Genomic DNA, 2,841 nt, shown 5'->3' on the forward strand with positions numbered 1-2,841 from the left:
TGCCGCTGCGGGGACTGTAGTCCTGGAAGTTGTACGTCTTGATGGAGACGCAGAGGATCAGGCCGAGAGTGGGGTCGAGTGCCTTGACGTCCAAGCGCTTTCGGCCCTTGGCGACATCGACTGTTGCCTCCTGGCCTTCACCGGACGCCGTCGGGGTGATGTTGGGATACAGCGGACGCAGAGCGTCGGCGACCGTCTGTGCCAGTTGATTGGACAGTCGCTGCGCGTAGTTCTTCTTCTCGCCGCGATCGGCGTCGGCCGGGGGCTTGTCGCCCGCGAGTTGCAGTGCACTCCAAAGTGGTTCGTGTTCCGGCTCGGAAAACAGCGTTTCAGGTTCGGGAAACAGCGAGTCCGTCATGCTGCGGCCTCGGGATATCCGCCCATCCGCTCGAGATGGCTTTCGACGTCCTCGATGAAACCGGGGATGAACCGAAGATTGCCCATGCGCGCGCGCTTGAGGAAGCCGGCGGTGGCCCGAGCCGACAGCAACCGCGTGTCTTCGAGGAAGCCGCTCAGATCCTCGTAGTCGTACTGGACCGGCCAGGTCGAGGTATGGACGCGGAAGGCCTGGCGGTTACGGCCCCAGGCCGCACTCGGCCAGGCGTCGCCCGGTTCGAGTGGCGTCTCGCCCGCGGCGTCGTATTCGATGGGATCGCTCAACCGGCCACCGACCCACGACGCCATCCGCACGCTCACGGCATTGCCGACGAGCTTCCAGCGATGGCTGTGGCGTAGGCCGGGAACCTCGACGGACGGCAGCGTCCAGTCGGGATCGAAACCCTGCAGTCGCTCGGCATCGACTAGACCGGGAGTGACGATCTCACCTGACGGCAACCGGACTGCCGGCTGACTGGGGATGCCGACGGACGAGCCGCCCTTGAGCGTCGGCACGGCATTGACGGCCCATCCGAGACCGCGAGTGCCTTCGGTCCAGTAGAAGCCGCAGGGGTAGTCCGCGGGATCGCCACCCAGGCGCTCGCCGGCGTCCTGGCCGAACAGGATTTCGCGGGGATCATCTGTGCGCGAGGCAAGCATGATGACTCGCTGGCGACGCTGGGGGAGTCCGAAGGCGCGGGCGTCGACCACCCGGTACGCCCAGGTGTATCCGAGGTCTTCGAGGGCGTCGGTGATGTGCCGCATGGCGGCGCCCTTGCCGAGCTGGAGCATGAACGGAACGTTCTCGATCAACAGCCAGCGCGGGCCCTTCTTACGCTTGACCAGACGGAACACCTCGTCCACCAGGCCTGAGCGTGCGCCGGTGATGCCTGCCGTTTTGCCGGCCTGAGAGAGGTCCTGGCAGGGGAAACCGGCGGCCACCAATTCGATGTCACTGGGCAGCGCGCGAAGTTTGGTGACGTCACCGTGCAACGGCACGTCGGCGAAACGCGAACGGAGAACTGCCTGCGCGCCCGGATCGATTTCACACAGCAGTTCGGTGTTCCACCCATGTTCCGAGAGCCCCAACTCGAGACCACCGATACCGGCAAACAAACCCACCATGCTCCGCGACGACGTCACAGCACCCTTCCTCACGAACCGACCTAGAAGCACGGTACTCGAGAACTCCGACACCGTTTGCCAACTATTCGGTCCGCGGCGTGCTCCTTACGGAAGAACCGTTGTGAAACGCCTTACATCGAGATCTTCGGGGCCGATCGAAGTCCCTAAAAGGTCCCTGATCGAAGCAATAACCCGAACCAGCGGTGCTCCGCGCCCGTTCGTCCATTACCGTGGTCGGGTGAGCATCCAACCTTCCGGTGACGCGTCCTGGCCCGCGGTATTGACCTGGCAGGCCCACAACGCTCCTCGTATGGAGTCTGTTCGTGTGCAGCTGAACGGAAATCGCATCAAGGCTTCCGGCCGGATCATCGGTGGAGCCTGCAGTGAGCACCCGGCATTCAGCGCGTCGTACGACCTGGTCACCGACGAGGCCGGCATCACCCGCCGGTTGTCCGTGCGGACCGCCCTGGCCGCCGGTGAGCGTCAGATGTCGATCAGCCGGGACGAAGAAGGCACCTGGATGGTCGAGAACGGCGCCAGTCACCAGCGCTCTGCGTTCGATGGCGCACTCGATGTCGACGTGATCCTCAGCCCGTTCTTCAACACGCTGCCCATCCGCCGCGTCGGTCTGCAGAACGACATCGAAGACGCCGAGGTGCCGGTCGTCTACGTAAACCTTCTCGACCTGCGCGTCGAGGGTGCGACCATCACCTACAGCTCCGGCGCCGACGGAATCAGTGTGCTGTCCCCGGTGTCCAGCTCGACGTTGTCCGTCGATACCGAAGGCTTTGTCCTCGACTACCCGGGTCTGGCAACTCGTATCTAGGTTTCGTATCTCCAGGTTGCGTAGTTCTAGGTTGCGGATCGCCGGATGACGCCGCCGCGTCGACCGGCGTCTCGCATCCGGTTGATCCAGTCGGGTTCTCCGGCCTGAACGTCTTCGATGTCCCACCGCTCGTGCGACTCGTAGGCGCCGCGCGCCGCGAACCCTGCGTCCACCAATCGTGCCGTCGAGCCGTTGTCGAGCAGATCGGTACGTGCACCCTGCAAAAGGTCGAGCGCCTCGTCCAGCGCGACCAGCAGGGCGTCGCGGTTGCCCTCGCACATCGCCCGCACCAGGCCAGGAGCGCTCCCGGCTACGCGGGTGCCGTCGCGAAATGATCCGGCAGCCAGCCCGAGAGCCAGTTCGCCGCCGGCAGCTCCGGTGATCGCAAGCGTTTCCGCGAGCAGGTGAGGCAGATGCGAGATTCGCGCGACTGCTCGATCGTGCTCGAGGGATTCGGCCGGCACTACCACCGAGCCGCAGTCGAGTGCAAGGTCGGCGACCTGCGACCACACGTC

3 protein-coding genes and 1 pseudogene are annotated in these 2,841 nt (G+C 64.7%); 1 reads left to right on the plus strand and 3 read right to left on the minus strand.

What is annotated here, in order from left to right; genetic code table 11:
• Both A2J01_RS03930 and A2J01_RS03935 read right to left on the minus strand, forming a co-directional pair.
• A pseudogene (locus tag A2J01_RS03930) lies at positions 1-358 on the minus strand (hypothetical protein); the annotation flags it as partial.
• Positions 355-1,500 (minus strand): DNA cytosine methyltransferase, encoded by a 1,146-nt coding sequence (locus A2J01_RS03935; protein WP_030535749.1) that lies wholly within the window; start codon positions 1,498-1,500, stop codon positions 355-357. The pseudogene A2J01_RS03930 and the gene A2J01_RS03935, both read right to left, overlap by 4 nt.
• A gap of 238 nt (positions 1,501-1,738) precedes the next feature.
• On the opposite strand from A2J01_RS03935, the gene A2J01_RS03940 reads away from it, so the two are divergent.
• Positions 1,739-2,326 (plus strand): putative glycolipid-binding domain-containing protein, encoded by a 588-nt coding sequence (locus A2J01_RS03940; protein ID WP_073512852.1) that lies wholly within the window; start codon positions 1,739-1,741, stop codon positions 2,324-2,326.
• Between the two features lie 26 nt (positions 2,327-2,352).
• On the opposite strand, the gene A2J01_RS03945 is transcribed toward A2J01_RS03940, so the two are convergent.
• Positions 2,353-2,841 (minus strand): prephenate dehydrogenase dimerization domain-containing protein (locus tag A2J01_RS03945; protein ID WP_156519151.1); only part of this gene is annotated, 489 nt, incomplete at its 5' end.

This window comes from Rhodococcus sp. EPR-134, assembly GCF_001647205.1.
In the GTDB taxonomy this organism is placed as follows: domain Bacteria; phylum Actinomycetota; class Actinomycetes; order Mycobacteriales; family Mycobacteriaceae; genus Rhodococcus_F; species Rhodococcus_F qingshengii.

Coding starts and splice junctions, on each gene's coding strand:
- A2J01_RS03935 (WP_030535749.1), bottom strand. CDS start 1,500: ATGGTGGGTTTGTTTGCCGGTATCGGTGGTCTCGAGTTGGGGCTCTCG.